Origin of the sequence: Streptomyces smyrnaeus (genome assembly GCF_017676345.1) — a bacterium.
Classification (GTDB): domain Bacteria; phylum Actinomycetota; class Actinomycetes; order Streptomycetales; family Streptomycetaceae; genus Streptomyces; species Streptomyces smyrnaeus.
On record NZ_JAFFZM010000012.1, the window covers coordinates 226,716 to 252,518 of the forward strand.

Below are 25,803 nucleotides of genomic sequence, written 5' to 3' on the forward strand. Positions count from 1 at the left end.
TCAGTGCCGCGGGTAAACGCGGCGTGAGCGGGATTTCCCGGCGTAGGTCATTCTGTCGGGTGAATACTTTATCGAGGGGCTGTTGGGTCACCTCTTTCTTGTGCACGCTGTTTTTGATAAGTGCCGTGAACGGCACATCGAGTGACACAAGGAGGAGAAATGAGGAACGAGAAGAAGCCGCCGGAGCCGTACGAGCCGCCGATGCTGGAGAAGGTCGGCCGCTTCACCAAGGACACCCTTGGCCGCCCCGGTCCCTGGCACGACTACCGTCCCCGGGCCTGGCGCTGGTGACAGTGGCATCCGGGTTCGTTGTCCTTCCCGACACCGACACCGCCGAGGGCGCGGCGGCGCCCGTCGTCCCGCGTGCCGGCGAGGTGGTGCGGTACCGCTCGGGCCGTCCCTGGGTGATCCAGCTGGGGGCGCCGGAGCCGGTGCTGCGGGTGACAGCGGGCCGGGTGGCAGTGGTGGTGATCGGGTTCTGCCCGGTCACCACCGTCCGGCTGGAAGCACTGGCCGGCCGGGTCCGCTCGGTGCAGGACATCGACGAGATGGCCCGGCGACTGCCCGGCAGCTTCCACCTGGTGGCCTCGGTCGGGAACGAAGTACGCGTGCAGGGCAGCCTGTCCGGGCTGCGGAAGGTCTTCCACACCCGGGTGGCCGGAGACGTGCTGGTCGCCGACCGGGCAGATGTGCTGGCGGAGATCACCGGCCGCGGCGTGGACGAGCAGGCTCTCGCGGTGCGGGTGGTCTGCGGCGGTGTGCTGCCGCCCCCATTGGGTGAACAGAGCATGTGGCGCGATGTCTGTCCCGTGCCGCCGGACCACTGTCTCGTGCTGGACCGGGGCCGCGCGCGGGTGGTGCGTTGGTGGACTCCGCCGGCACCCGCGCTGTCGCTGCCGGAGGGCGCCGCGGTCGTACGCGAAGCGCTGACCGACGCCCTGCGGGGGCGACAGGGTCGGCGGATGAGCGCCGACCTGTCCGGAGGGCTGGATTCCACGTCGCTGTGCTTCCTGGCCGCGCCGCACGCCTCCGAGCTGCTGACCTTTCGCGTCGCCGAAGCGGAAGCCGGCAACGACGACGCGGTGTTCGCAGCCCACGCGGCACGTCGTCTGCCCGGGGCCGAGCACCTGGTGGTCGCTCAGGAGGACCTGCCGGAGCTGTTCGCCGAGCCGGGCCTGACGTGCGACACCGAGCAACCCGTGATCTTCTCCCGCACCGACGCCAGAATGCGGCACATCAGCCGGATGCTGGCGCAGCGCGGCCACCATTGGCACCTGTCCGGGTACGGCGGTGACGAACTGTTCCTGCCCTCCCACGGGTACCTGCACCGGTTGGCGCTGCGGCACCCTGTCACCGCGCTGCGGTACATCCGCGCGTTCCGCTCGCTGGCCCGGTGGCCGCTGGGCGCCACACTGGCCGGCCTCGCCTTCCCCGGCACCGTGCACAGTTGGTGGCGGACCCAGGCCCGGCGCCTGACCGAGCCGTCGGACGCCGACGACCGCCGCCCGGTACTGGGCTGGGGGATGGACCCGATCCGCGCCTCCGAATCCGCCACGGCCCTCGCTGTGGAAGCGGCGCGCACGGCCCTGCTCCGCACGGCTGACGAAGTTGTACCGCTGGCCGACGACCCGGGCCAGCACCAGGCCCTGCTGGTCCTGCGCTCGTCGGTGGCCGACTATCGGCAACTGGCCGGGATGTTCGCCGACTCGGGCGTCCATCTGGACCTGCCCTACCTGGACGACCGGGTGGTCGAAGCCGTTCTGTCGGTCCGCGTGCACGAGCGCGGAACCCCCTGGCGGTACAAGGCGCTGCTGTCCGAAGCGATGCGCGGCATCCTGCCGGAGACGGTGCGCAACCGTGCGACCAAGGGCGAGTTCAGCGCGGAGGCCCGCGACGGACTGCGTACGCATCGAGGCGCCGTTCTGGCGCTGTTCGCCGACTCGGCACTGGCCGAGCGTGGCCTGCTCGACGTCGATGCTCTGCACCGACAACTGCACGCGCCGCGAGCCGACATCACCGCGACAGCACACGTGGAGAACCTGATCGGCTGCGAGGCCTGGCTGCGGGCCACCCGCCGATTCACCGAACGTACCGACTCCAAGGGGTCCGATGGTGCTGCGGCTTCACCCTGACGTCTCCATCACCGACGCCGAAACCGACACCGACGCCGACACCCGCACCCACGCCCGGGACGGCATTGTGCTGCTCAACGAGCGTACCGGTGGGTACTGGCAGCTCAACGCGACCGGCGCATTCGTCCTGCGGTGCCTGCTCGACGGTCACGAGGCCTCCGACATCGCCTCCCAACTGGCCGAGCGCCACCAGGCGGACCCGGAGCAGGTCGGACGGGATGTCGCGGCCGTGGTCGAACGGCTGCGCGATGCTCAATTGGTCCAGGACCATTGAGCGAACCGGTCGCCCTCGCCCCCCGGGACCGGCTGCCGTTGCGCCGTCGGCCACTGCCGCTGGCAGCCGTCGCCGTGGCCCGGCTGCTGGCCCTGCTGCCCCCGGCACGGATCCGGTGGTTCCTCGAACATGCCCGGCGCGGCGCCGCGCCGGCCACCGTGGAGCAAGCACTCGCCGCCCGCCGCGACGTCGTCTCGGTGAGCCTTCGGTGCGCCGGGCAAGGCTGCCTGGAACGCTCCCTTGCGGCGGCCCTGCTCTGCCGCTGCCGGGGCACCTGGCCCACCTGGTGCACGGGGGTCCGCACCCATCCTTTCGCCGCCCACGCCTGGATCGAGGCCGCGGGCCACCCGGTCGGTGAGCCCCACCTCAAGGGCCACTACCGTCTTCTGCTGAGCGTCCCGCCCCTGCCCTCCGCCCGGCCGGACGCCTCCCCTCCCGAGGAGAGGCAGGGCAGCTGAAACGCGGGCCGCCATCCGTGGGAGCAGACCGCGACCGTCCACCGGGGTGGCGGCCTGGCTAGGGTGTGCGTTCGAGAACGCGGGCAGCCTTCGACGCCGGACGCGTCCGAAGGATGAGGAGGAGCAGTGACGAACCACGCCCCTGGCGGCACCGTCCGGCCGGGTCGTGTCGGTACAGGGGCCTGGTGGTCGACGGCCGCGACGACTGGGTGACCAAGGGCGACGAGCTGCGCGTGCGGTACGACCCTGAAGGCGTGGCCGGCCCGACCGAGGACAAGAACAGCAGCTCGTACGGAGGTCTCCTCGCCTCCCTCTTCGTGGCGGCCGTCGTGGTGGGCACATGGGGCGGCGTGCGGCAGAACATCGGTCGTCTCGTCCTTTGAGTCACCGGTCGCGACCGAGCGCGCCTCGGTGTCTCCGTCGAACAGGACCCGGTGGCTGTAGCCGGGCGGCGGGCGAGCAGTCGGACGCCGACCAGGAGCCAGGAGCGAGGTGGACGGGTACGCCGTCATGGCGTTCAACCGGAGCCACGACAAAGGAAAAAGCAAGGAGATCCCACTCCTTGCCACTCTCAACATATAGCGCGGCGGGGGGCTTGCGGCAAGGCCCGGGTCCTGCCGCAGCATTGTCGGCCCGAGCTGGAACCGGGCCGTAATTGGGGGGTTGCTGCATGCGTGTGGTGTTGACGACATGGGGTTCGCGCGGGGATGTCGAACCGGTGGCGGGGCTGGCGGTGCGGTTGCGGGAACTCGGCGCGGAGGTGCGGATGTGCGCGCCGCCGGACGAGGAGTTCGCTCAGCTGCTGGCCGGTGTCGGGGTACCGCTGGTGCCGCTCGGCCCGGCGGTGCGCTCGGTGGTGACCGGTGAGAGGCCGCCGACGGAGCAGGACGCGTTCCGGCTCGCGGCCGAGCTGGTCGCGGCGCGGTTCGACACGCTCGGGAAGGCGGCCGAGGGATGTGACGCGCTGGTGGCGACGGGCTTGCTGCCGGCAGGCGCGCGGGACGTTGCCGAAAAGCTCGGCATCCCCTACGTGTTCGCGTGCTTCCATCCGTTCGGGCTGCCGTCGCGGCACATCCCTCCGGGGCGGAGGCCCGGCAAGCCGTCCCCGTCGCAGGAGACCGACCTTGAGGTGCTGTGGAAGCAGGACGCCCAACGCGTGAACGCCTTGTACGGCGAGGCGCTCAACAGCCATCGGGCGGCGATCGGTCTGCCACCGGTGGACAACGTCCGTGACCACGTCCTCACCGACCGGCCGTGGCTGGCGGCAGACCCCGCACTGGGCCCGTGGCAGGAGATGACATATCTCGATCTCTTGCAGACCGGGGCGTGGATCCTTCCGGACGAACGTCCCCTCCCAAGAGAGCTGGTGGAGTTCCTGGACGCCGGTGAACCGCCCGTGCACGTGGGGTTCGGCAGCATGGCCATGCACGCCTCGACGGACATCGCCCGGGTGGCCGTCGAGGCGGTCCGGACGCACGGTCGCCGCGTGCTCGTCGCCCGGGGCTGGGCCGGGCTGACCCCGATCGACAACCGGGACGACTGCTTCGTCGTGGGCGAGGTCAACCATCAGGCGCTGTTCGGCAGGGTGGCCGCCGTCGTGCACCACGGCGGCGCCGGCACCACGACGACGGCCGCCCGGGCCGGCGTGCCCCAGGTGGTGGTACCCCAGATCGCGGACCAGCCGCACTGGGCCGCCCGCGTGGCCGAACTCGGCATCGGCGCGGCACATGACGGACCGACGCCGACGGTCGACTCCCTGTCGGCCGCACTCACCACGGCGTTGAACCCCGGGACCCGGGCCCGGGCGGGAGCCGTGGCCGGGGCGATCCGCAGCGACGGAGCGACGGTGGCCGCGAAACTGCTGTTCGACATGGTCAGCGGGGACAGGCCACCCGTGGCCGGGTGAGCGCCGCACCGGTTCCGCGCGCCAGGGTCCCTGGTACGGCCGTTCGCCGGCGCCCTCTAGCCTGGTGGGAGTCGGTGTGCCGCCGCCCTCGAACGAGGCACGCCCGCCAGGCCCACCCGCACCGCCCCGGGCCGCAGGCCACCGACCGGCGCACCGACCGACACGAACTGCACACGACCACGGGAGTACGGGTGTCACGGAACACGAACGACGGTGTCCCTGACCCGGAACGCGAGGGACCACGGCGCGAGGAACCGGAACGCGCGGAACCGCAGCGCGAGGACGGCGCGCCGGAGCCCGTGCCCGGCCCGCCGGACGCCCCCTCCCGCCACCCCACCTGGACCCGATCGCGGTGGGTCCGCCTGGTGCGCCCCGTGGCGGCGGTATTGGCGGCCCTGTGCGTAACGGTGCTGGCGACGATCGGTACGTTGCGCAACACGGTCCTGGACCGTGGCTTCTACCAGCACGTACTGGACGACGAGCGGGCGTACCACCGGCTCTACGACGAGGTGCTCGTCTCCCCGGAGGCCCAACCGGTCACGCGGAGCCTGCTGGCCCGTCTCCCGGTACCGGAGTCGGTGGTGACGGCGAATCTGAAGACGGTGCTGCCGCCCGCGACCGTACGTGAACTCACCGACGAGCAGATCGGAGCCGTCACCCGCTATCTCCGGGGTGAGACGGACACCCTGGCCGTCTCGGTCGACCTCACCCCCGTACTGGCCAACGTGGACAAGCTTGCGGAGGTGTACCTCGGCGGTCTGGTCTCCCAGGCGCAGGGCCGGGAGAAGGCCGACCTTTCGGTAGCCGTCAAGCGCATCGAGGAGGCGGTGGACGATGTCGCTGCCGGACGGCGCCCCGCGGATCTTCCCACTGTCGACCTGAGCGACCGGGCCGTGAAGGATGTCGCCAGGCTGCTGCTGTCCGGCGTCCCCAAGGGCGAACGCGCGGCGCTCAGGCCGCAGGTCGAAGGGGCGCTCGCGGTGGGTGACGTGGCGACGGCACTGGCTGCGGTCGGACCGCAGCTGATCGGCGGCCGAGCGGGCACCGGCGCCGAGGAGGGCGAACAGGAACTGCTGCGCATCACCGAGGGCGGCCGGTGGAACGTCGTGGAGGACCTGGAGAGCACCGGTGTGCGCACCGGGGCCCTGGAGTATGCCCGCGGCATCACCCGGCTCGCCCTGGGATGGGTCTACAGCCTCGCCGTGATCGTCGGCGCCGCTTCCTTCGCGTTTCTGTGGCTCACCGGACCGCGCCGCCGGTTGAGGAGGCTGCGCGCCGTCGGTTGGAGCCTCGCCGCGGGCGGTGTGCTGACGGCCGCCTTCTTCCGGATCGTCCAGTGGGAGGCGGACGGCCTGTGGGGGAGGGCGCCCGGCTCGTGGCCGCCGGCCCTCGCCGCCCTGGTGGAGGACCTGGAGCGCACCGCGCTGCAGACTCTCACCACCGCGGGCGTCTCGGCCGCACTCACCCCGCTGGCCTTCGGGCTGTTCCTGGTGGCCCTCTCCTTCGTGCGGCGGCGGCCGAGGGCGGCGCGGTCGCTGACAGCCAAGGGCCGTACCAAGCTGCTGGCCGGCATGTCGGCGGTCACCACCACCGCGGTCGTGCTGGGCGTCACGTTCGTTCCGGCGGCCGCGAGCGGTTCGGAGGAGACCTACTGCAACGGCTCCGCCCAGCTGTGCGAGCTGCGCTACGACCAGGCCGCCTACGTCGCCACCCACAACGCGATGTCGACGACCGCCGACCGCTTCATCAGCCCGCTCCAGGACGGTGACATCACCGCACAGCTCGACAACGGCGCCCGGGCGCTGCTGGTGGACACCCATACCTGGGAGCGGCCCGACCAGATAGCGCAGCGGCTGAAGGTGTCCGAGTTCGCGCCGGAGATGAGGGAGCGGATCACTGGCCTGATCGACAAGGCACAGCCGTCGCGGCCAGGGCTGTGGCTGTGCCACGCCGTCTGCCGGGGCGGGGCGATCCCGCTCGTCGAGACGCTGCGCGACATCGGGACCTGGCTCGACGAGCACCCGGGCGAGGTCGTGACGCTGATCGTCCAGGACGGGATCTCCGGCGAGCGGACCAGGGCCGCGTTCCGGAAGGCCGGTCTGGACCGCCTGCTGTACACCCCCGACGACGACCCGAAGGCGCAGTGGCCGACGCTGGGGAAGATGGTCGAGGACAACAAGCGCCTGGTCGTCTTCGCCGAGCACGCCGACGGCCCGGCCCCCTGGTACCGCAACTTCTACCGGTACGGCATGGAGACGCCCTACGCCTTCTCCACCCCGGAGGAGATGACCTGCGAGCCCAACCGCGGCGGGACCGGCAAACGGCTCTTCCTGATGAACCACTTCGTCACCAGCGGCGGGGGCAGCAGGATCGACGCGAGGGAGGTCAACGCGAAGGACTTCGTCGTGGACCGCGCCCAAAAGTGCGAGGCCGCACGCGGCCACCCGGTGAACTTCGTCGCCGTGGACTTCGCCAACCTCGGTGACGCCGCGGCGGCCGTGGACACGCTCAACGCCGCTCGGAACCCCTGAGAGTCCCGACGCGTCCGCATCGCCGACCCGGGTCGCTCCACAAATCCGGGCCGAGCTGAGCCGAACTGCGGGAGCGCTCCCGCCCGTAAGGGCCGACCTCCGGTCTCCGGCGCGCCCGCCGCTCGGTCAGGGTCGCGGGGACGAGGGGGGCCGAGCGCAGGTGGTGGCCTGAATTGTGGTCGGTCCGACTCCGGTGGGTTTTACGGCGATGACATCGGGGCAACCAATCTGTTGCACCGTCAAATGGGAGCGCTCCCAAACCGGAAGGGGTGCTCCCGGTCCCGGAACCTCGTCTCGGAGGACGGAGATCACGACATGCAATCCCATGTATCAGGCAGCTCCCCCCGCCACGCAGTGCGCGCAGTGGTCCTGCTGGCCGCCGCCATGCTGTTCCTGCTCCCGTGGGCGCAGGGCGCATCCGCCCATGGCTCGGTCGTCGACCCGGCGTCCCGCAACTACGGCTGCTGGGAACGGTGGGGCGACGACCATCTGAACCCGGACATGGCCACGGAAGACCCCATGTGCTGGCAGGCGTGGCAGGACGACCCCAACGCCATGTGGAACTGGAACGGCCTCTACCGCAACGGGGTCGGCGGCGATCACCAGGGCGCCATCCCGGACGGCCAGCTGTGCAGCGGTGGTCAGACGGAGGGAGGCCGCTACAACTCCCTGGACGCCGTGGGTGCGTGGAAGACCACGGATGTGACGGACGACTTCACCGTGGAGCTGTACGACCAGGCCAGCCACGGCGCGGACTACTTCCAGGTGTACGTCACCAAGCAGGGCTTCGACCCCACCACGCAGGCCATCGGCTGGGACGATCTGGAACTCGTCGCGGAGACGGGCAGCTACGCGCCTGCCAACACCTACTCGATCCCGGTCAGCACGTCCGGCTACGACGGCCGCCATGTCGTCTACACGATCTGGAAGGCCTCGCACATGGATCAGACGTACTACCTGTGCAGTGACGTGAACTTCGGCTGACCGGTCGAACATAAACGTGTTCTCACCGGAACGCGTCGCTCAGCGCGGGCAGTCGGCCGTGAGAAGGCCGGCTGCCCGCAGCCCTTTCGATGGTGGCCCCGGACCCGAGTCCGTCACCGCACCTGTCCCCGCAGCACATCACCGCCCCACACCGTCAGCCGTTCGGCGAGCTCACCGTCCCCGTTCAGCACATGAGTGCTAAACGCGTTCCGCTCGTGCGCCAGCACGGCTGCCTCCCATACGCACGGTGCCAGGCCCTGCCGCCCCGGCCGCAGCTGATCGGGGGCCCCGGCCGGACCGGTGAACACCGCCAGATCCGACATGTACCCCTCGATCCAGGTGTGGACGAGCACGTAGTCGCCGTCACCCCCGGCATGCACCAGCAACACGGCGAGCCCGAGAGAACCGCGTGCGCCGCCCGCCGCCAAGTGGTCCCCGGCAAGCCGCAGCGCCGCGGACTTCTCCCGCTCGGCCACCGTGCGTCCGGGCGCCTCGATCGCGTACACCTTCACCAGGTGCCCCGCTGTCTCGTGCGTGCCCAGCGGCCTCACGGCACGTGAGTGGTACCCGGCGCCGAGCGCGAGCAGTTCACCGGCGGCCACGGACGCCGGCAGCCCTCCCGGCGACATCTCAACAAGTTCGGTCATACGAGCATTCTCAACGGCGCTCCGTGCGGCCGGCCCACCGAGCCTTGTCCTGGGAGGAGCCGGCAGAAGGCCTCTGCGGTCCCTGACCGTTGTGGAAGCGGCTCGTTGGGCACGTCATGGGGAAGGGGCCGCCGTGGGGCGGGCGCGGACTTTCCGTTGAGAGGCGTTGTGCCCCTCTTTCCGGGCGGGGAGTTCGGCCGGGGCCTTTTCGCGGCGGTGTGGCCATGATGCGGTCGTCGGCCGACTTCGGTTCTCCGCCAGTAGGCGGCGACCAGGAGCACGCGGTCCTCCGGCGGCAGTCACCAGGGCCGGCCCTTGAGCCCCGGGTTCCAGGGGCGGAAGGTGCGGCGGTAGGTGATCGGGGAGTTCACGATGGCGGACGTCGTCACCGTCCCCCAGCATCTGTCCATCCCCGACGTGACCACCTACATGAGCGCCGAGGCGGCCCGCGACGTCGCCGCTCCCCACACACCGGCCCCGACCGCCGCCGACGGGAGCGGGCGCTCCGACCAGACCTTCCTCGTCGACGTGGTCGTGCGCTCCGGGGGAGCCGAACGCCGGGCCACGGCCGGCGGGACTTCCTGCACGCACCCGCCCCGCATGTCGCTCTCGACCTGCACCCGCAGAAGCAGAACGCCTGACCCACTGGCTCGGAACGCACCAAGGCGTCACGACGTCCGCCGAACGGCCACACACCGAATTCCACGCCCACAGGGTGTCGCCGTCAGGCGACCGACGCCGGCCGGGTCCGCGACGCGGTGGCCGAGGTGTGGTCGCGCTGGCGGGAGCAGTTGCGGGCGGACCTGACGCGGCGGTGGAGAACGGCGAACTCCACGCCGGGTCCGGCATCGACCGGGCACTGTTCGAGTTCATCGCTGCCGGGCCGGCGCTGAACGCGGCCACGCAGCTCCGGCACGACCGGGCGGCGGCGGGCCGGACCCGCCGCTCGACTTCGGGCAGCAGCGGCCTGATGTCCGAGCCCAGGGCACCGGACGCCCAGGGGCCGACCCGGCCCGACGGGCGGGGCGCGAGCCCTGGCGGCTGGACAGGCCCGACCCGCCGACCGCCGCGGTGGCGAGCACGTCTTCTGGCCGATCTTCCCGCAAGCGGGCACATCGGCCAGGCCTTGGGCCGACTGCGGCACCACCCGCTGTGGGGAGCGACGTCCAGCGCCTGGCGCAAGTGCGGTTTGCGGTGCCGGGTCGGCCGCCGATCCGGGCAGTGCGGCTGGACGTTTGCGATTCGGCAAGAAAGCCACCCGATGGCCGCGCGCCGCCTTCGCATCGTCGACGGCGGAGACGATCATCGCGCCGAGGCGGGAGCCACCAGGAAGGACGTGACTGTGGCCGAGGGGAAGGCGACCTTTCGCGAGCAGAACCCTGCCACGGGGCAGGAAGATCGGGCCCGGGTGCTGGGGCTGATCGTCGAGCCGGGCATGGCAGACGAAACCGCACGCCGACTGGCCGATGATCTGCCTGCCGCCCTGGAAGAGGCCGACGGCAGTCACAGCCGGTCGGACGGCGGCTGGAAGGTGGAGGTGATCACAGAGTTCCTGCCACTGGACGCGGAGGGTTGTCTGCGCCTGCTCGACATCGCGCGGGACCAGCGCCGGGCCCGCGGCTGGGACGTGGTGGTGGTTCTCACCGAGCTGCCGCGCCGGGCGGGCAAGTTGCCCATCCTCGCCGACTGCGCCCCCGAGCACGGTGTGGGCCTGGTATCGCTCCCCGCGTTGGGTGCGAGTCGGCTGCGCCACCGCATGCGGGCCGTACTCGTCCACCTGGTGACCGGCTGCCTCAGCGGTGAACAGGACGCGGGCCGGCATACGACCGGCGAAACGATGCGGGCGGCCCTGCCCTCGGGCCGCTACCGGTTGATCGATGAACGCGAGGCCGGCCGGGAACGTGAGGAGCAACAGGATCAGCGTGCGGTGGACGCCAATGTGCGCCTCGACGGAGTCGGTCTGCACTACGCCCTGCCCGGCTGGCGCGGGAAGGGCCGGTTGCTGGCGGGCATGGTGCGCGCGAACCGTCCCTGGCGGCTGGTCCCGTCGCTGTCGCCCGCGTTGGCGGCCGCCGTGGCCGGTGCCGCCTTCGGCATCTTCTACTCCAGCATCTGGCAGCTGGCCGACGTCTCCAGCACCCTCCGTCTCGCGGGTGTCAACGCCCTCGCCATCGGCGCCATGATCGCCTGGCTCATCCTGGCCAACGGGCTGTGGGAACGCTCACCGGACCGTCGGCTGCGACTGCTGTCCGCGCTGTACAACGCGGCAACGCTGGTCACCATCACCTGCGGGGTGGTCTACATGTTCCTGCTCTTGCTCACCGCCACATTCCTGGCCGCACTGGTCGTCGTGCCGTTCAATTACCTGAGCAGCGTCCTGCATCATCCGGCGGGAGCGTCCGACCTGGTCACCGTCGCCTGGCTCGCCGCCTGTCTGGGCACCCTCGCCGGTGCGCTCGGCTCCGGCCTCTCCGACGAGAACGCCGTCCGCGAAGCCGCCTACAGCAAACGCGAGCGCCAACGCCAGCACCGGCGCGCCGCCCAGGAGGCCCGTGCCCAGCAGGAGTCGAGCTCCACAGAACCCGCCGCGGGCAGCGCCTGAGCGGGGACTCAGCCGGTGCGGGACCGGACCTTCTGCTCGTCCTCGGGGACGAGCACACCACCAGCGGACCGGCCCGACGGCCGGGTGTCAGTGCGGGGGCGACGGCTGCCGGCCGGCCGTTCCGCCTCGTGCGGGCTCAGCGGGTCGACAGATCCATGATGCGTCCGATCAGGTCCGGGTAGGTCCAGCCGGCGCCGGTCGCGGCGCATGGCAGCAGGCTCGCCGCTGTCAGTCCCGGGAGCGCGTTCACCTCCAGGCACATCGGCGCTCCGTCACCGTCGCAGCGGAAGTCGGTCCGCGCATAGGTGTCAGGGCCGAATCCCAGCGCCCGGTGGGCGCGCAGAGCCAGCTCCTGAAGCCGACGAGCGAAGTCGTCCGGGACCCGGGCCGGGCAGACTTCGCCGACCGCCCCCGGCTGGTACTTGGCCGCATAGTCGAACAACGGCGTCGTCAGCTCGATCTCGACCACGGGAAGCAGTTGCTCGCCGACCATGGCCACGGTGAACTCCCGGCCCGGCAGGAACGGCTCCACCAGCAGCTCGGCACCCCCGGAACCCGCCTCCGCCGCGACGTCCTCCAGCTGCGACAGGGAGTCGACGTGGTGGACCGACACGCTCGAGCCGTCCGCGACCGGCTTGGTCACCACCGGCCCGGCCGCCACCAGCCGTTTCACGCCCTCCGGTACCTCGCCCGTACCGGGGCGCCACAGCACCCGCTCGACCACCGGCAGACCTGCCGCGTCCAGCACCGCTTGCGCCCGCCCCTTGTGCCACGCCGCCGCACACGCTGCGCTGTCCGCACCGGTGAACCGCAGACCGGCCATCTCCAGCAGCGCCTGCACATGACCGTCCTCGCCCCAGCCGCCGTGCAGCGCCAGGAAGACCAGATCCGCGTCGCACAGCAGTTCCAGCACCGGACCACCGGTCAACGCGGCATGCATCCGTGATCGCAGCCGACGCCGGTCCGAGAGGGGCGGCGGCTCCGTCCCGACCGCTGCCCCGTCGATCACAGCACCCGGGTGCAGCGGCCCTGCGAGGACCGGTGCGGCTGCGGCCGGGTCGACCAGTACCACCTCGTGCTCCCGTTCGAGCAGAGCCCCGGCAACCGACCACCCCGAGGCCAGGGACACTTCCCGCTCCGGGCTCTCTCCACCGCAAAGGACAACAACACGCATCCGGGGATTCCTCCACCCTCACCGGGCCGGCCGGCGCCCGCAGCGCAGCATCGGCCGGCCCAGCCTCGTACTTCGATGTAACGACCTGTCAGCCCGGGTGCCGGATCAGGATGTCGGGCTCAGGAGCATCACGTGTTCGGGATCCGGTAGCGGCACGAAGCCGACCTTGGAGTAGACGCCGTGGGCGTCGAGAGTGGCGAGCAGGACACGCCTGAGCCGGTAAAGAGCAAGGTGGTCGCGAACAGCACCGGCCAGCCGAGTGCCGAGTCCTTTGCCGCGGTGCGCGGGAGCGACGTAGACGTCGCAGAGCCAGGCGAAGGTGGCGCGGTCGGTCACCACCCGCGCGTAGGCGACCTGGGAGCCGGCGGTACCGGCGCTGTCGGTCCCGGAGCAGGAGACATCGTAGAGCCCGAAGTTGAGGGAGCCGCGCACCGAGCGCTCGACCGTTTCCCGGCTGAGGCCCAGCGCCCAGTACGCGTCGGTCGAAAGCCAGTGATGTACCAGGTCGATGTCGAGACGGTCCGGGTCCGTGGAGAGCTCGTAGCCGTCTTTCCAGCAAGAGGTCATGACGAGGCAGCGTAGCGATGGTGGTTGGTTTTTCCAAGTGGATACTTGGCTGGTCCAAGTAGAGAGAGTCCGTGTGAAGAGAGGGAGATGGTCTTCGAGGTGGTCTCCGGGCCCTGTCTGAAGCGCACGCCGAGGGCCGTGGGGGAGAAGCTGAACATCCGTGAGCGCGGCAGCGACCTGGTCCTGGCCGCACGTTTCACTCCGATCGCGGGCGGGCGGCTGACCGCGGTGGCGGTGGAGACGGTGCGCCTCACCCCGCCCGAGCGCATCGACTTCCGCCTCGCCAGGCCAGTGGTGGAGTGCGCAGGTGGCCGCACGGTGGGAGAGCACCGTGGCCGCGTCCCTGTCGGCGATCAGGGCCGAAGCGGAACGCCGGGCCCAGGGCGGGCGCCGGTGAAGAAGCGGTCGGCGTCGGCGCCCTCGCGCAGGCAGCCGCCTCCGCCGCCGGACCGGCCGCTCGGACCGGCTTGACCACCGGCGACGCCGAGCGCCTGCCCTTCCCGGACGGCGTCTTCGGCGCGGTGGTGCGCGAATGCGCCCTGTGCACCTTCCCCGACGAGCCCCGCGCCGCCGCCGAGTTCGCGCGCGTTCTCCCACCCGGCGGCCGGGTGGGCCTCACGGGCGTCACCGTCGGCACCGACCGGCTCCCGCCGGAACTGACGGGTCCGGCCGCCCGTATCGCCTGCATCGCCGACGCCCGCTCGCAGGCCGAGTACGAGGCGACCTTCGAGGCCGCTGGTCTGCGCACGGTCCTCACCGAGCGCCATGAGCAGACCATGAGTCGAATGATCGACCAGATCGAAGCGCGGCTGAACCTGCTGCGCCTGACCGCCGCCGACCAACTCGCCGACGCGGCGTGGGCCTTGCCGCCGCCCCGGCGGTGCCGGCCGCCGCCCGCACGGCTGCGGCCCGGCCCCGGGCCTCCATCGCCGCGCGAGTGGCCGTGAATATCCTGTTAGCTCTGCGGCAATGGCCTGTGGGCTGAACGGTATATTCCGTTAAGTTGGGATCAGAGAGCGTCTGTTTTCGGCCAGCTCGCCCACGTTACTTGAGTAACTTCCGTTGCGCTGGTTTCCGTGGCTCCCCCTGTTGTGCCGTGGAACCGCCAGTGCCGTCTTTCGTTTGCCTGCACTTAACAATCACTTACGGTGCGACTGATTACGACCGTTGACGTCCGCAGTCCACTTTTGTTTGGCTTTGTCGATGGCCTGGACCACCTTCCAGCCGGGACCCTTACGGGCCCTAGAGGCCGGATCGGAAGGCTACGACCAAGGAGCACTTCAACCCAGTGACGGGGGTTCACGCGTGCGATACGAGATCATGGGTCCGCTTCGTGTCGTTGACGGAGAACGTAAAACAACGATCAAGGCTCAGAAGGTCGAAATTCTGCTCGCTGTTCTTCTCGTTAGATCCAACCAGGTGGTCACCGTCGACCAGCTCATTCGAGAGATATGGGGAGAGGAGCCACCCCGCCGAGTCATCGCGGGGCTCCACGTCTACGTTTCGCAGGTGCGGAAATTCCTGAACCGCCCGGACGGAAAAGAAAGGAAGGAGGGGCCGGTTCTCACAAAACCCTCGGGCTACATGTTGAGTCTGGGGTCGGACGGGCTCGATCTTCGCACCTTCGACAAATTGGTGAGGGACGGCAGAGGGTATTACCGTTCGCAGGAGTACGAGGAGGCGACCCGAAGTCTGGAAAATGCGCTGAGCCTGTGCCGCGGCCCGCTGCTCGACGGCGCGTGCCGAGGGCCGATACTCCAGGGATTCCAGACCTGGCTCAACGAGACCTGGCTCGAATGCATGGAGATGCTGATGGACGCGCGCCTGGCCCTGGGCCGGCACCGCGAACTCATCAGCGACCTGTACTGGCTCAGCACCGAACACCCCCTGCGGGAGGCGTTCCACCGCCAGCTGATGCTGGCACTGCACCGCAGCGACCGCCAGGCCGACGCGTTGCAGGTGTACCAGCGGGCCCGCCGCATGCTCAACGACGAGCTGGGGCTGGAGCCCGGCCGCGCACTCCAGGACATGCAGCACGCGATCCTGACGGCCGACAGCCGTCTGGTGCTGCCGCACCGCGACTCGACCGTGACCGGGGGAGTGTCGTGAATCCGCAGCTCACTCAAGAGGACCGGGACCTGTGGATCCGGCGCTACCACCAGGCCCGCGAGGGCGCCGTGCAGCTCGTCTGCTTCCCGCACGCCGGGGGCTCCGCGAGCTTCTACTTCCCGGTCTCCGCCCATCTCGCCCCGGACGTCGATGTCTCGGCGGTGCAGTACCCGGGGCGGCAGGACCGCCGCGCCGAGCCCTGCGTCGACAGCATCCAGAAGCTGGCCGACCTGGTGGCGGAGGCCGTCCGACCGCTGGCCGAGCGCCCGTTGGCGTTCTTCGGGCACAGCATGGGGGCCATGGTCGCCTACGAGGTGGCACTCAGGCTCGAAGCGGACGGGGCGCCGGCCCTCACCCGGCTCTTCGTCTCAGGGAGAAGGGCGCCGTCCACCTATCGCGAGGAACGGGTGCACGAGCGCGACGACAACGGGGTCATCGCGGAACTCCAGCAGCTCAGCGGCACCGAGTCGGACCTGCTCGACGATCCGGAGGTGCTGGAGATGATCCTCCCCGCGGTGCGCAGCGACTACGCCGCGGTGGAGCGGTACCGCCACGAGCCCGGCCGCGCGGTGAGCTGTCCGGTCGTCGCGCTCATCGGGGACCAGGACGGCAAGGTGACCACGGACGAGGCCCGTGCCTGGGCCGGGCACACCTCGGGCACGTTCGACCTGCGGGTGCATCCCGGCGGCCACTTCTACCTCGTGGACAGGAGCCGAGACGTCATGGACTTCGTCGGCGAACAGCTCACAGCCGTCGGCAGTTGAACAACCAACCGTTCTCCCCGGGCGATCGGGAGCGGTTTCGCAACGGCCGCGCGCCAGATGTTCCCATCTGGCGCGCGTTCGTTCGTGCGTTCACCGAACGCTGCAGCAGATGCTCCCGCTATTCGGCGATCCTGGTGCGCATAGTCCACCTGAAGATGACCCGGGAAAGGTCCCCGGAATCGCCGACGAGTTCGAAGTGCTCATATCCACCGCAGTACGGGATCTTGAGCTTCCTGTCGACCACGGTGGAACGCTCGGCCTGTACCGCATTCGGCATTCCGGCAGGGCCGCCCTCCAACAGGACGTCTATCTTTCCCCCGTCATGTGACGGACGTTTATTTTCCTGCATGTACTGCCTCCCAAGGAAAGTGTCCGTGAATGGTCCGTGGCTGAGTGGCCCGTGCGAGGGCATGCCGACGGGCGGCTACCGCGCCTCTCGTGGCCGTGCTGGATGACGCCTCGGGCCTTCTTGCCCGCCGACTTCTCCGCCGCCGCGGCCACGGCTCCCAACGCGTCGGCTATACGGTGTCGAATCTGCTCTTGCCGTAGGAGGGGTAAACACTCGACTCCCCATGAGCACTGTACAGACCGGCGTCAACGACGCCACCCCCGCAACGTTCCCGAGCAGGTGCACACGGACCCGGTCGCGAACTGTATGCGTGCTGCTCATCCCTGCTTTTCAGCGGAGGCGACGGCGTGTGCCAAGGGCATTTTTTGGTGCCGCTTTAGAACTAGCTTTGATCCGCTGCTGAGGATGAACGCCCTGGTGAACCATACGTTCGACTCTGGCGTGAGGTGCGATGCCTGCTACTTCCATCGCGGTCGTGGGACTGGCCTGTCGGCTGCCCCGCGCTGACAGCCCGTCAGCCTACTGGCGGCTGCTGCGCGACGGCCGCAGCGCCATCGCCCCGATGCCGGCGGATCGCCGTGCCGCCACGCACGAGCCGCCGTCCGGTCGGCACGGCGGCTTCCTCGACCGGGTGGACGCGTTCGACGCGCGCTTCTTCGGCGTCTCGCCCCGCGAAGCCCTGGCCATGGACCCCCAACAGCGGCTCATGCTCGAACTGGGCTGGGAGGCGATGGAGGACGCCGGGATCCCGGCCCCCGCCCTGCACGGCTCCGACACCGGAGTCTTCGTCGGCGCCATCTGGGACGACTACGCCCATCTGCTACGGGCCCACGGCCCGGCGGCGCAGACCCGGCACACCATGACGGGAGTGCACCGGAGCATCATCGCCAACCGGCTCTCGTACACCCTCGGCCTGCGCGGGCCGAGTCTGACCATCGACGCGGCGCAGGCCTCCTCGCTGGCCGCCGTGCACCTCGCGTGCGAGAGCCTGCGCCACGACGAGTGCCGACTCGCCCTCGCCGGTGGCGTGAACCTCGTGCTCGGCGACGCCAGCACGACCGCCACCGAGCACTTCGGCGGGCTCTCACCCGACGACCGCTGCTACACCTTCGACGCCCGCGCCAACGGATTCGTCCGCGGCGAGGGCGGCGTCACCGTGCTGCTCAAACCCCTGGACGACGCCCTGCGCGACGGCGATCGCGTCCACTGCGTGATCGAGGGCGGCGCGTTCAACAACGACGGTGCGACCGACGGGCTCACCGTCCCCAGCGCCGAGGCCCAGGAGGCCGTGATCCGGCTCGCCCACCGGCGGGCGGGGCGTACACCCGCCGAGGTGCAGTACGTCGAGCTGCACGGTACGGGCACCCGCGTCGGCGACCCGATCGAAGCCGCGGCCCTGGGCGCGGCGCTCGGTTCGGGCGGCGGACGCCCGCAGGACGAGCCGCTGCTGGTCGGCTCCGCCAAGACCAACATCGGGCACCTGGAAGGCGCCTCCGGCGTGGCGGGACTGCTCAAGGCCGCGCTGAGCATCGCCTACGGCGAGCTGCCGCCCAGCCTCAACTACGCCACCCCCAACCCCCGCATCCCCCTCGCGGACCTCGGGCTGCGGGTCCAGGACACACTCGCTCCATGGCCGCACCCCGAGCGGCGGAAGGTGGCCGGCGTCAGCTCGTTCGGCATGGGCGGCACCAACTGCCACCTGGTGCTCGCCGAGGCGCCCTCGCCCGTGGCGTCCTCCTCCGTCGCGCCCTCGCCCGTGGCGCCGAGGACCGTCTCGCCCGCCTCCGACCCGACACCCGCCCAGTCCGCGCCCCCGGCCCCTCCCGAGTCGGGCCCCACACCCGGGGACACCATTCCCTGGCCGCTGTCCGGCAAGAGCCGGGCCGCTCTCCGCGCCCAGGCCGAGCGGTTGCGCGCCCACGTCGCGGCCCGGCCCGCGCCCGACCCCGCGGACTACGCGTACTCCCTCGCCACCACCCGCACGGCCCACCCGCACCGCGCCGTCGCCCTCGGCACTGACACCACCGAACTGCTGGACCGGCTCGACGCGCTGGCAGCGGCGGACCACTCCGTCCCCGGAACCGTGACCGGCGAGGTCACCGGCGGCAGCGTCGCCTTCCTCTTCAGCGGCCAGGGCAGCCAGCGGCTCGCCATGGGACGTCAACTCCATGCGGCGCACCCCGTCTTCGCCGACGCCCTCGACGAGGCGTTCGCCTGCCTCGACCCGCACCTCGAACGCCCGCTGCACGAAGTCGTCCTCGGCGACGACCAGGACTCGCCACTCGACCGGACCTGCTATGCGCAGCCCGCCCTCTTCGCCGTCGAGGTCGCCCTCTACCGTCTCGTCACCTCCTTCGGGCTGCGCGCCGACCATCTGATGGGCCACTCGGTCGGCGAGATCGCCGCGGCACATGTGGCGGGAGCCCTGTCGCTGCCCGACGCCTGCGCGCTCGTGGCGGCACGCGGACGGCTCATGCAGACCGTCACCGCACCCGGCGCGATGGTCGCGCTCCAGGCCACCGAGGACGAAGCCGTCGAGCAGCTGCTGGCAGGACACGAGAACAGGCTGGCGCTCGCCGCCGTCAACGGCCCGGGCTCCATCGTGCTGTCCGGCGACGAGCAAGCCGTGCAGGAGGCTGCCGAGGCGTGGCGGGCGCGTGGCCGCAAGGTCAGCCACCTGCGCACCAGCCACGCCTTCCACTCCCCGCACATGGACACGGTGCTCGACGAACTGCGTGCCGTCGCCGCGAACCTGACGTTCGCGGAGCCCGCCGTTCCCCTCGTCTCCAACGTGACCGGCGCCCTCGTCGATCCCTCGACGCTCGCCTCGCCCGACTACTGGGCCGCGCACGCCAGGAACACCGTGCGCTTTCTCGACGGCATGCACGCACTGTGCGACGCGGGGGCCGACACCTTCGTGGAACTCGGCCCAGACGCGGCCCTCGCCGCCATGGCCCGCGAATGCCTCACGGCACGCGCCACGGCAGGCGCCGGTGCCGGCACCGCAGTGGCCGTGCTGCGCCGAAACCGATCCGAGACACACACTCTCCTGACCGCGCTGGCCCAGGCGTACGTTCGCGGCGCGGATGTGTCCTGGGAGCGGGTCCTGGGCGGACGCGGCCGCCGGGTCGAGCTGCCCACCTACGCCTTCCAGCGCGAGCGCTACTGGCCCGAGCGAGCGGAAGATGCACCGGCCCACGAGAACAGGCCCCGTACCTCGGCGGACGCGGCGGACGCCGCGGATGTGACCGACGTGACGGACGCGGCGGGCTCGGCCGACGCCCCGGGCTCGGCGGGCGAGCGGCGGGAACGGCCGGCCGACGAGCCCGTGCCGCAACCGTCCGCGCACGACCTGCTGGAGACCGTACGCACGCACACCGCGCTGGTGCTCGGTTACGCCTCGGCCGATGCCGTCGACCCCGCGCTCACCTTCAAACAGCTCGGCATGGACTCGCTCGGCGCCACCGAACTCGGCGAACGGCTGAGCGATGCCACCGGGCTACCCGTACCCGCCACCCTCAGCTACGACCACCCCACGCCCAGGGCCGCGGCCCGCCACCTGGATGCACTGGCCGCCGGAACCCCCGCCCCCACCGCGGACCCACGCCCGCGCGGCGCCACCGACGAACCGCTCGCCATCATCGGGATGAGCTGCCGCTACCCCGGCGGCGCCGACACCCCTGAGCAACTGTGGGACCTGGTGGCGCAGGGCGTGGACGCGATCGGCGGCTTCCCCGAGGGACGCGGCTGGGACATGGCCGGGCTCTACGACCCGGACCCCGACAACCCCGGCACGAGCTACGCACGCCAAGGCGGATTCCTGCACGACGCGGACGCGTTCGACGCGGAGTTCTTCGGGATCAGCCCCCGCGAGGCGCTGGCCATGGACCCCCAGCAGCGGCTGGTGCTGGAAGCGGCCTGGGAGGCGCTGGAGCGCTCCGGGATCGTCTGCGACACGCTCCGGCACAGCCCGACAGGTGTGTTCGTGGGGCTCACCGCACAGGACTACGGCCCCCGGCTGCACGAGCCGGTCGACGGACTGGAGGGCCAGCTAATGACCGGCACCACCCCCAGCGTCGCCGCGGGGCGGGTGGCCTTCACCCTCGGGCTGGAGGGCCCGGCGGTGACGGTGGACACGGCCTGCTCCTCATCGCTGACCGCCATCCACCTGGCCTGCCAGTCGCTGCGCCAGGGCGAGTCCTCCCTGGCCCTCGCCGGAGGCGTCACCGTGCTGGCGGGCCCCGGCATGTTCACCGAGTTCTCGCGGCAGCGGGGCCTGGCGCCGGACGGGCGGTGCAAGGCGTTCGCTGCGGCGGCCGACGGCACCGGCTGGGCCGAGGGTGTGGGCCTGGTGGTGCTGGAGCGGCTGTCGGACGCGCGGCGCAACGGGCATCGGGTGCTCGCGGTCGTCCGCGGTTCCGCCGTCAACCAGGACGGCGCCAGCAACGGGCTGACGGCGCCGAACGGTCCGTCGCAGGAGCGGGTGATCCGCCAGGCCCTCGCCAACGCGGGACTCGGTCCCGCGGACGTCGATGCCGTGGAGGCCCATGGCACGGGCACGACTTTGGGCGATCCGATCGAGGCGCAGGCGTTGTTGGCGACGTATGGGCAGGAGCGGTCCGGGGGGCGGCCGTTGTGGTTGGGGTCGGTGAAATCGAACCTGGGGCATACGCAGGCGGCGGCTGGGGTTGCGGGTGTCATCAAGATGGTGCAGGCGATGCGGCACGGTGTGCTGCCAGCGTCGTTGCACATCGATGAGCCTTCGCCGCACGTGGATTGGGAGTCGGGCGCGGTACGGCTGCTGACCGAGCCGGTGGAGTGGCCGGAGAGAGAGCGCCCGCGCCGGGCTGCCGTCTCGTCGTTCGGGATCTCCGGGACCAACGCCCACCTGATCATCGAGGAGGCGCCCGCCGACAGCCCTGCTCCGGCCCCGGTCCCGGAGCTGCCCCCGACCCCGGTGCCCTGGATCGTCTCGGCCCGCGAACCGGAGGCGCTGCGGGCACAGGCGGACGCGCTGGCGACACACCTCTCCGCCTCGCCGCACGCCGGGGTGGCCGAGGTCGGCTGGTCGCTGCTGACGACCCGGACGCTCTTCGAACGCCGGGCCGTGGCGGTTGGCGAGGACCGGGAGGCGCTGGTGGCCGGGCTGACCGCACTCGCCGAAGGCCTGCCGCACCCGGATGTGTTCCATGGCCGGCCAGTAGCACGCGACCAGGGACCGGGTCCGGTGCTGGTGTTTCCGGGGCAGGGTTCGCAGTGGGTGGGGATGGGTGTCGAGCTGGTGGATTCTTCACCGGTGTTCGCGGCGCGGTTGGCGGAGTGTGAGCTGGCGTTGAAGCCGCATGTGGACTGGTCGTTGGAGGACGTGCTGCGGGGTGACGGCGCTGGGCTGGCGCGGGTGGATGTGGTGCAGCCGGTGTTGTGGGCGGTGATGGTGTCGCTGGCTGCGGTGTGGGCGGAGTTCGGGGTGCGGCCCGCGGCGGTGGTGGGTCACAGCCAGGGTGAGATCGCTGCTGCTTGTGTGGCGGGGGCGTTGTCGTTGGAGGACGGTGCGCGGATCGTGGCGCTGCGTAGCCGTGCGTTGCGGCGGCTTGCCGGGGGTGGGGCGATGGCCTCGCTCGGGGTGGGCAGGGAGCAGGCCGAGCGGCTGGTGGTCGATGCCCCGGGTGTCGGGATCGCGGCCGTCAACGGTCCTTCTTCCACGGTGGTGTCCGGGCCGCCGGAGCCGGTGGCGGCGGTGGTGGCGGCGTGTGAGGCGGTGGGGGAGCGGGCGCGGCTGGTGGACGTGGATTATGCCTCGCACGGTCCGCAGGTCGATGAGATCGCCGAGGAGCTGCGCGGGGTGCTGGAGGGTATCGAGCCGCGTTCCGCGTCTGTCGCATTCTTCTCGACGGTGACGGGGGCGCGCATCGACACCACGACTCTGGATACCGAGTACTGGATCACCAACCTCCGTCGCCCGGTGCGGTTCGCCGACACCGTCGAGACCCTGCTGGTAGAGGGCCACCGGCTGTTCATCGAGGCCAGCCCGCACCCGGTGCTCACCCTCGGCATGCAGGAGAGCTTCGAGGAGGCAGAGCGTGAAGCCGCCACTGTTCCCACCCTCCGCAGGGACGACGGCGGTACCGCCCAACTGGCACGTGCCCTCGCACAGGCCCACGTGGCCGGGGCCGAAATCGAGTGGGAGAGGTGGTTCCGCTCCGGCGCGGACGCGGGCGCAGACGCGGAGCCGGGAGCCGTCCCGGGCACCGTGGAACTGCCCACCTACGCCTTCCAGCGCCGCAGTTACTGGCTCCGATCGGGCGTGGGCGCGGGCGAGTTGAACGCCGCAGGACTCGGACGTACGCAACACCCGCTGCTGCCCGCAGCGGTGCGGCTGGCCGACGGGGGGCTGGTGCTGACCGGCCGTATCCAGGCCGGTGCCGGGGACTGGCTCACCGGGCACCAGGTAGCGGGCACGCCGTTGGTTCCGGCGGCCGCACTGGTGGAGTGGGCGCTGCGCGCCGCCGACGAGGCGGAATGCGGCGACGTTCAGGAGCTGACCCTGCGCGAACCCCTCGTGCCGCCGCAGTCGGGCGGAGGCCTGCTGCTCCAGGTGTCCGTCGAGGCGCCCGGCCCGGACGGTGTCCGCGAACTGCGCCTCTCCTCGCGCGCCGAGCAGGACCGCGCGGGCGAGGAGAGCTGGAGCTGCCACGCCACGGGACTGCTCGCCCAGCACACCGCTCCTGCCGGGCCGCCACCGGGACGCGATGACGGGCCCTGGCCCCCGACGGATGCTCAAGCCGTCGAGCTGGAGGGCTTCTACGAACGGGCTGCCGCCGCCGGCTGCACGTACGGCCCCGCGTTCCGAGGACTGCGCGCACTGTGGCGGCACGGCCCCGATCTGCTGGCCGACGTACTGCTGCCCGAGGCGCGGAGCGCCGGCGACGGCGGGTTCGGTATCCACCCCCTGCTGTTGGACGCCGCCCTGCAACCCGCCGTACTGGACGGGATCGGCGCCAAGGAGGGCGAGGGGCAGCTGTGGACGCCGTTCGCCTGGTCGGGTGTCTCGCTGTGGGCGAGCGGGGCCACCGCCGTACGGGTACGGCTCACGCCTCTCGCCCCCGATACGGGCGACGGCCGTCGGGAGCTCCGGGTCGAGGTCGTCGACGCCGTGGGCGACCCCGTGCTGACAGCGGAGTCGGTCGTGCTGCGCCCGGTGGACGCCGAAGCGGTGCGCACCGCCGGACGGCGCGCCGGGGGAGCCCGGCTGTGCGCCGCGGTCTGGACGCCGCTCGCGCTCACCGGACACGAGGCCTTCGCGGACGCGCCCGGCGCGGCGCCGACCGGTCAGTGGCCCTTGCTCAGCGGCCACGGACACACCGACGGAGACGGCGCGGTGGCGGAGGCGCTGGAAGGCGGGTCCTCCGTCGTGCTCGCAGATGTGTACACCGGCTTCTCCTCCAGGCTGGCCGAGGCGGAGGCGGCGGCAGGGCTCGTACGGGAATGGCTGGCCGAACCCCGCGCCGCCGACGCCACATTGGTGCTGCTCACCCGGGGCGCGGTCGACATCGGAGTGCCGGAGGGCGGCGGCGCCACGCCCGACGCGGTGCGGGACGGGGTCTGGGGGCGGCTCCGGCACGTCCAGGCGCGGCATCCGGGCCGCTTCGTCCTGATCGATCTCGACCCGGCCCCGGAGACGGACGGCGAACCGGCGGGGTCGGCGGGCGCACCGCCTGCCGTGGTGGATGCCGCCGTGGCGCGCGGCGAGCCCCAACTCGCCGTACGCGGTGGCCGGGTGCTGGTGCCGCGCTGGACACGCGACGGTGGTGTGCCGGAGTCGTCGTCCACGGACACGGAACGAGAACCGGAACCGGAATCACCCGGCACCGTGCTGATCAGTGGTGGTACGGGTGCCTGGGGCGGCCGGTTGGCCGAGCACCTGGCACGTACCGGGCAGGCGGCGCAGCTGCTCCTGGTCAGCCGCCGGGGTCCCGACGCCCCCGGGGCGGCCGAACTCGTCTCCCGTATCGAGGAGTGGGGTGTTCCGGTCCGGGTGGTTGCCGCCGATCTGGCCGAGCAGGACCGGGCGGCCGAGATCGTCGCAGGTGTGGCTCCAGGGTGTCCGCTGACCGGGGTCGCGCACGCGGCGGGAGCGCGTGAGGGCACGTCGGCGCAGGTCTGGCGGGCCCGGGCCACCGTCGCCGCACAGTTGCACGCGGCAACCGAGGAGTTGCCGTCGCTGCGCTGGTTCACACTCTTCTCCGAAGCCGAAGCCGAAGCCGAAGCCGAAGCCGAAGCCGAAGCCGAAGCCGAAGCCGAAGCCGAAGCAGGGCCCGAGAGCGGGCGGGGGCCCGAACCCGGGGCCGTCCGGCACGCGGCGGGCGAGCGGGCGGGCGCGGCCGACCACGCCGCTGTGCGTGCGTACTGCGACGCGCTTGCCGCCCACCGCCGGGCGCGGGGCCTGCCCGGAACGTCGGTGCTCTGGAGCCCCGAGCACGGCACCGAGGAACACGGAACGGCGGAGACGCTCGACGCCGTGCTGCGGCACCCGGCCTCCCATCTCCTGGTCACGGGCGCCGGCCGGCAGGCTGCTGCCGTCCCGGCGTCGCCGTACTCCCGCACCGTGGGGCGGGCCCAGGCCGCGCCCGCTGGTCCCCGGCGGCGCAGCGCCGCGGCGGGCGCGGGCGGTGGCCCGGACGACTGGGCGGGGCGGCTCGCCGGGCTCGGTCCCGAGGAGCGCCGCCGCACACTGCTCGGCCTGGTGCGGGGCCATGCGGCAGCCGTGCTGGGCCACGCCGATCCCGCCGCCGTCTCCCCGGGCGCGGCGTTCAAGGAGTTGGGCTTCACCTCGCTGACCTCCGTCGAGCTGCGCGACCGGCTCGCCGCCGCCACCGGGCTGCGCCTGCCCGCCGCATACGTCTTCCGCCATCCCACGGCCGAGGGCATCGCCGACGACCTGCTGCACCGTCTCGCACCCGACGGCGCGGACGGTACGGCGGCGCCGGGCCGCGGACCGGCCGGAGGGCGGGGGCACGGTCAGGCGCGGGATTCCGGCAACGCGTTGCTGAACGAGCTGGCCCGGCTTGAGTCCACGCTGGCGGGCGCGGCGCTGGAGGACGGTGAGTTCGACTCCGTCACGGCCCGGCTGGAGGACCTGCTCGCCACCTGGAAGGACAGCCGCGCCGCGCCCGGTGGCGCCGGGGGCGGGAGCGCCGCGAGGGACGAGCACGCAGCGCACGAGGCAGCGGACAGGCTGCGGTCCGCCTCCGCCGACCAGGTGCTCGACTTCATCGACAACGAGCTTGGAGTGAGCTGAATGGTGGC

At 71.6% G+C, this 25,803-nt stretch carries 17 protein-coding genes and 1 pseudogene; 14 read left to right on the top strand and 4 right to left on the bottom strand.

Translation table 11 applies throughout. The features are described 5' to 3' along the window. Positions 1-159: 159 nt before the first annotated feature. From JW613_RS20970 to JW613_RS21005, 8 genes are all read left to right on the top strand, one after another. Positions 160-291 carry a lasso RiPP family leader peptide-containing protein gene (locus tag JW613_RS20970; protein WP_209212373.1) on the top strand — a complete coding sequence of 44 codons (132 nt, stop codon included), beginning with the start codon at positions 160-162 and terminating at the stop codon, positions 289-291. Beyond that, positions 288-2,132 (top strand): asparagine synthase-related protein, encoded by a 1,845-nt coding sequence (locus tag JW613_RS20975; RefSeq protein WP_307865974.1) that lies wholly within the window; start codon positions 288-290, stop codon positions 2,130-2,132. The genes JW613_RS20970 and JW613_RS20975 overlap by 4 nt, the downstream gene beginning before the upstream one ends. After that, positions 2,110-2,406 carry a lasso peptide biosynthesis PqqD family chaperone gene (locus JW613_RS20980; RefSeq protein WP_209212374.1) on the top strand — a complete coding sequence of 99 codons (297 nt, stop codon included), beginning with the start codon at positions 2,110-2,112 and terminating at the stop codon, positions 2,404-2,406. Before JW613_RS20975 ends, JW613_RS20980 begins: the two co-directional genes overlap by 23 nt. Further along, the gene (locus JW613_RS20985; RefSeq protein ID WP_209212375.1) at positions 2,403-2,864 is read left to right on the top strand and encodes a lasso peptide biosynthesis B2 protein; all 462 of its coding nucleotides are present in this window, start codon (positions 2,403-2,405) and stop codon (positions 2,862-2,864) included. Before JW613_RS20980 ends, JW613_RS20985 begins: the two co-directional genes overlap by 4 nt. Positions 2,865-3,049: 185 nt before the next feature. Next, on the top strand, positions 3,050-3,247 hold the full coding sequence (locus JW613_RS20990) for a hypothetical protein (protein WP_245226017.1): 198 nt from the start codon (positions 3,050-3,052) through the stop codon (positions 3,245-3,247). Between the two features lie 287 nt (positions 3,248-3,534). Continuing rightward, the gene (locus JW613_RS20995) at positions 3,535-4,770 is read left to right on the top strand and encodes a glycosyltransferase (protein ID WP_209212376.1); all 1,236 of its coding nucleotides are present in this window, start codon (positions 3,535-3,537) and stop codon (positions 4,768-4,770) included. 191 nt (positions 4,771-4,961) lie between these two features. Continuing rightward, positions 4,962-7,301 (top strand): PI-PLC domain-containing protein, encoded by a 2,340-nt coding sequence (locus JW613_RS21000; protein WP_209212377.1) that lies wholly within the window; start codon positions 4,962-4,964, stop codon positions 7,299-7,301. A 315-nt stretch (positions 7,302-7,616) separates the two neighbouring features. Then, entirely contained in the window at positions 7,617-8,285 is a 669-nt protein-coding gene (locus JW613_RS21005; RefSeq protein WP_209212378.1) for a lytic polysaccharide monooxygenase auxiliary activity family 9 protein, read from the top strand. 113 nt (positions 8,286-8,398) lie between these two features. On the opposite strand, the gene JW613_RS21010 is transcribed toward JW613_RS21005, so the two are convergent. Next, positions 8,399-8,932 carry a hypothetical protein gene (locus JW613_RS21010; protein ID WP_245226018.1) on the bottom strand — a complete coding sequence of 178 codons (534 nt, stop codon included), beginning with the start codon at positions 8,930-8,932 and terminating at the stop codon, positions 8,399-8,401. A gap of 354 nt (positions 8,933-9,286) precedes the next feature. On the opposite strand from JW613_RS21010, the pseudogene JW613_RS36825 reads away from it, so the two are divergent. Further along, positions 9,287-9,508, top strand: a pseudogene (locus tag JW613_RS36825) (saccharopine dehydrogenase); the annotation flags it as partial. Between the two features lie 685 nt (positions 9,509-10,193). Beyond that, positions 10,194-11,534, top strand: coding sequence for a hypothetical protein (locus tag JW613_RS21015; RefSeq protein ID WP_245226019.1), 1,341 nt, complete (start codon positions 10,194-10,196; stop codon positions 11,532-11,534). Positions 11,535-11,670: 136 nt separating this feature from the next. Here JW613_RS21015 and JW613_RS36420 read toward each other — a convergent pair whose 3' ends face one another. After that, the gene (locus JW613_RS36420) at positions 11,671-12,708 is read right to left on the bottom strand and encodes a D-alanine--D-alanine ligase family protein (RefSeq protein WP_209212379.1); all 1,038 of its coding nucleotides are present in this window, start codon (positions 12,706-12,708) and stop codon (positions 11,671-11,673) included. A gap of 105 nt (positions 12,709-12,813) precedes the next feature. Next, positions 12,814-13,275 (bottom strand): GNAT family N-acetyltransferase, encoded by a 462-nt coding sequence (locus JW613_RS21025; protein WP_209212380.1) that lies wholly within the window; start codon positions 13,273-13,275, stop codon positions 12,814-12,816. Between the two features lie 299 nt (positions 13,276-13,574). Between JW613_RS21025 and JW613_RS21030 the strand changes: the two genes are divergently transcribed. From JW613_RS21030 to JW613_RS21040, 3 genes are all read left to right on the top strand, one after another. Next, positions 13,575-14,222, top strand: coding sequence for a methyltransferase domain-containing protein (locus tag JW613_RS21030; protein ID WP_372447971.1), 648 nt, complete (start codon positions 13,575-13,577; stop codon positions 14,220-14,222). 358 nt (positions 14,223-14,580) lie between these two features. Continuing rightward, entirely contained in the window at positions 14,581-15,384 is an 804-nt protein-coding gene (locus JW613_RS21035; protein ID WP_209212381.1) for an AfsR/SARP family transcriptional regulator, read from the top strand. Next, a complete protein-coding gene (locus JW613_RS21040; protein ID WP_209212382.1) occupies positions 15,381-16,148 on the top strand; it encodes a thioesterase II family protein in 768 nt (255 codons plus the stop codon). The genes JW613_RS21035 and JW613_RS21040 overlap by 4 nt, the downstream gene beginning before the upstream one ends. 118 nt (positions 16,149-16,266) lie before the next feature. Here JW613_RS21040 and JW613_RS35875 read toward each other — a convergent pair whose 3' ends face one another. Further along, positions 16,267-16,560 (bottom strand): DUF5988 family protein, encoded by a 294-nt coding sequence (locus JW613_RS35875; RefSeq protein WP_307865975.1) that lies wholly within the window; start codon positions 16,558-16,560, stop codon positions 16,267-16,269. A 388-nt stretch (positions 16,561-16,948) separates the two neighbouring features. On the opposite strand from JW613_RS35875, the gene JW613_RS21045 reads away from it, so the two are divergent. Then, on the top strand, positions 16,949-25,795 hold the full coding sequence (locus JW613_RS21045; protein WP_209212383.1) for a type I polyketide synthase: 8,847 nt from the start codon (positions 16,949-16,951) through the stop codon (positions 25,793-25,795). Positions 25,796-25,803: the final 8 nt, after the last annotated feature.

What these genes read in the sequence shown, in the direction of transcription:
- JW613_RS21045 (WP_209212383.1), top strand. Translation starts at nt 16,949, where the DNA reads ATGCCTGCTACTTCCATCGCGGTCGTGGGACTGGCCTGTCGGCTGCCC.
- JW613_RS21010 (WP_245226018.1), bottom strand. Translation starts at nt 8,932, where the DNA reads ATGACCGAACTTGTTGAGATGTCGCCGGGAGGGCTGCCGGCGTCCGTG.
- JW613_RS35875 (WP_307865975.1), bottom strand. Translation starts at nt 16,560, where the DNA reads ATGCCCTCGCACGGGCCACTCAGCCACGGACCATTCACGGACACTTTC.
- JW613_RS36420 (WP_209212379.1), bottom strand. Translation starts at nt 12,708, where the DNA reads ATGCGTGTTGTTGTCCTTTGCGGTGGAGAGAGCCCGGAGCGGGAAGTG.
- JW613_RS21015 (WP_245226019.1), top strand. Translation starts at nt 10,194, where the DNA reads ATGGCCGCGCGCCGCCTTCGCATCGTCGACGGCGGAGACGATCATCGC.
- JW613_RS21005 (WP_209212378.1), top strand. Translation starts at nt 7,617, where the DNA reads ATGCAATCCCATGTATCAGGCAGCTCCCCCCGCCACGCAGTGCGCGCA.
- JW613_RS20970 (WP_209212373.1), top strand. Translation starts at nt 160, where the DNA reads ATGAGGAACGAGAAGAAGCCGCCGGAGCCGTACGAGCCGCCGATGCTG.
- JW613_RS20995 (WP_209212376.1), top strand. Translation starts at nt 3,535, where the DNA reads ATGCGTGTGGTGTTGACGACATGGGGTTCGCGCGGGGATGTCGAACCG.
- JW613_RS20980 (WP_209212374.1), top strand. Translation starts at nt 2,110, where the DNA reads ATGGTGCTGCGGCTTCACCCTGACGTCTCCATCACCGACGCCGAAACC.
- JW613_RS21025 (WP_209212380.1), bottom strand. Translation starts at nt 13,275, where the DNA reads ATGACCTCTTGCTGGAAAGACGGCTACGAGCTCTCCACGGACCCGGAC.